Genomic DNA, 1,441 nt, shown 5'->3' on the forward strand with positions numbered 1-1,441 from the left:
TGAACTGCTCCCCATTAGTTGGACTGAGAAATCAGTTGCCAACAACTAGTGGGGAGCATTTTCTTTGAGAGCACGTAGTTCGCTGAGTGAAGTTCAGCGTGAGCAGTTAGTGGAGCTTTTCGAGCAGGGAATGGGTTGCCGAGCCGCTGCTCGTGTTGTCGGTGTCTCGAGAGACGCAACGCGTAGACTTTATCGTCGTTTCCAACTGCGTGGCAGACTATGTCTCGTGGAGAAACCAAACAAGCAGCACTACTCCTTCGAGGCGAAGAAGGAGGTTGTAGAACGTCATCTTGCGGGTGAGTCGATGATGGATCTTGCCCGAGAGTTCAATCTTTCATCCGACCACCTCGTCAAGGACTGGGTGGCTAAGTGGCGCAGAGGCGGCGACGAGGCTCTGCGCCCGAAGCCGAAGGGCAGGCCCAAAGGATCGGCTGGGCCGAAACGCCTCACGGAAGAGGAAAAGCTTCGCCGCCAGGTTGAGCGGCTGGAAGCGGAAAACGCCTACTTAAAAAAATTGCGAGACTTGAGGAACCAGGGACACGCCTGAAGGTCCAGGCGATCGTCATCCTCAAGTCACACCACCGCTTGGACTACCTCCTGGATGCGGCCGGCATGGCACGCTCGACATTCTTCTACCACCAAAAACGACTCACCGCACCGGATAAACATGCCGAGCTCAAACAAGCGATCCGGGACAGTTTTCAGCGCAACAAACACCGCTACGGCTACCGGCGGGTACTGCTCGACCTGCGTAACCAGGGCTGGGTGGTCAACCACAAACTTGTCTACAAGCTCATGCGCGCCATGGGCTTGAAAGCCAAGATCCGCCAGCGCAGGCCCTACATCTCCTACACTGGCACAATCAGCTACATCGCTGAGAACACACTCGAGCGCAACTTCACCCCCGATAGGCTCAACACTGTCTTCGTCAGCGACGTCACCGAGTTCAAAGTCGCTGGCCGCAAGGTGTATCTCTCACCGGTGATGGACCTGTTCGACCGCTCAATCGTCGCCCACACAGTGGCCACATCGCCGTCTACAGCGTTTACCTCGGCTTCGTTGGCGCAGGCGATCAAAGCGTGTGCTCCAGAGCCGGGCTGGATGATCCACACCGATCAAGGATTCCAATACCAGCACTCATCATGGCGCACCCTGATTAGCCAGCACCAGGGAGTCCAATCGATGTCACGCAAAGGCAACTGCTACGACAACGCGGTCATGGAGAACTTCTTCGGCCACCTGAAAACCGAGATGTACCACGGAGAAGCCTTCGACACCGTCGCAGAGTTCAACCAGGCAATCGACGAGTACATCCGGTGGTACAACACCGAACGCATCCAACAACGACTCAAGGGTCTAACCCCGATGCAATATCGAAATCAGACCCTTGAAGCCCTAACCGCCTAGAATTAAACCAGTCCAACTTTCGGGGGCCAGTTCA

The 1,441-nt window shown here is 55.8% G+C and carries 1 pseudogene; it reads left to right on the forward strand.

The features are described from left to right. Positions 1–188: 188 nt before the first annotated feature. Positions 189–1,407 (forward strand): annotated as a pseudogene (locus MHY13_RS12055) (IS3 family transposase); the annotation flags it as partial. Between the last annotated feature and the right edge of the window lie 34 nt (positions 1,408–1,441).

The organism is Corynebacterium sp. ACRPE (assembly GCF_022347435.1).
Lineage (GTDB): Bacteria > Actinomycetota > Actinomycetes > Mycobacteriales > Mycobacteriaceae > Corynebacterium > Corynebacterium tuberculostearicum_D.